Origin of the sequence: Streptomyces sp. NRRL F-2664 (assembly GCF_000719345.1) — a bacterium.
Lineage (GTDB): Bacteria > Actinomycetota > Actinomycetes > Streptomycetales > Streptomycetaceae > Streptomyces.
In genome coordinates this window covers 1-1,242 of sequence record NZ_JOFX01000219.1, presented here as the reverse complement: position 1 = coordinate 1,242, position 1,242 = coordinate 1, and the positions used below count along the sequence as shown (strand labels likewise).

1 pseudogene is annotated in these 1,242 nt (G+C 69.3%); it reads left to right on the top strand.

What is annotated here, in order from left to right:
• Positions 1-183 precede the first annotated feature (183 nt).
• A pseudogene (locus IF89_RS49520) lies at positions 184-1,151 on the top strand (IS110 family transposase); the annotation flags it as partial.
• Between the last annotated feature and the right edge of the window lie 91 nt (positions 1,152-1,242).

The following is a 1,242-nucleotide window of genomic DNA, read 5'->3' as shown; positions in this document are numbered from 1 at the left end:
CGCATCCGAAGCGAGAAAGGCATTCGCTGGGGCGGCAGACCGCTACCGGCCGCGGCCTGACCACCCAACCCGGCAAACCTTCCCGGTCACGGCACTAGCAAGTGCGAACAAGTCGCTGAGTAGAGCAGTGCCGACGAGGTCGTCCGTGGTACGAACAAGACGAAGACGCACGTCAGGAGCGCAATCAGGCGGATATGGGCCGGGGTCGGCAGCGGCAAGGGCCGCCATCACGGCCTCGGGTTGGACGTCGGCGGCAAGACCTTGCTGTCCCGGCGGGTGGCCAACGACGAGCCCGAACTGCTGAAGTTGATCGGAGATGTCCTCGGCCTGGCCGACGGCCGCAAGGCCGCCTGGGCCATCGATATGACCGGCGGTGGGTCGGCATTGATGCCAGCCCTGCTGGTCAGGTACGGTCAGGAGGTCCTCTACATCCCCGGCCGCCTGGTGAACCGGGCCTCCGACGGCTACCGCGGCGACCGACGCCCGCGATGCCTACGTGATCGCCGACCAGGTCAGGATGCGCCGCGATCTGCGGCCCATCCGCCCCGGCGACGAACCGCCCTCGAACTCAAGCTGCTGACCGGGCGCCGGGCCGGTCTGGTCGAGGACCGCACCCGGGTGGTGACCGCCTGCGCGGCACCCTCCTGAGCATGTTGCTCCGGCCCTGGAACGTGCCCTGGACGTGGCCGACACCGGCCCGTTCAAGCTACTGACGGGCTACCAGACACCGGCCGCGATCCGCCGCGCCGACACCGCCCGGCTGACCAAAGCGGCTGGCCAGCCGCAAGGTCCACAACTCCACAGCAGTGGCCGGGGCCGCCGTCGAGGCCGCCCTGGCCGAGGAGGTGACGGCCCTCAGCGAACAGATTTCCGAGAGGACAAGCCTATCGAGGGCCGGTTTCGCGAGCACGAACTCGCCGACACAGTGCAGAGCGTGCCGGGCATCGGCACCGTGCCCGGCGCCGGGTTCCCCCGCCGCGGTCGGCGGCAGCCTGGAGGAGTTCGACTCCCCGGACGCCCTAACGGCCTTCGCGGGCGCCGCCCCCGCACCCCGCGACTCGGGCAAGGCCAGCGGCAACCTCCACCGCCCCGTCACCTGCCACCGCAGGCTCCAGCGCGTCTTCTGCACCTCGGCACTCGGCAGCTGTCGTTGCTCCCGTAAGAATGACCCCCAGGTGCTCCTTGGGTTCTAAGGTGGATTCGCATGATCGTCGCAACGTTGCAGGTCTCATGCTGTCAGAG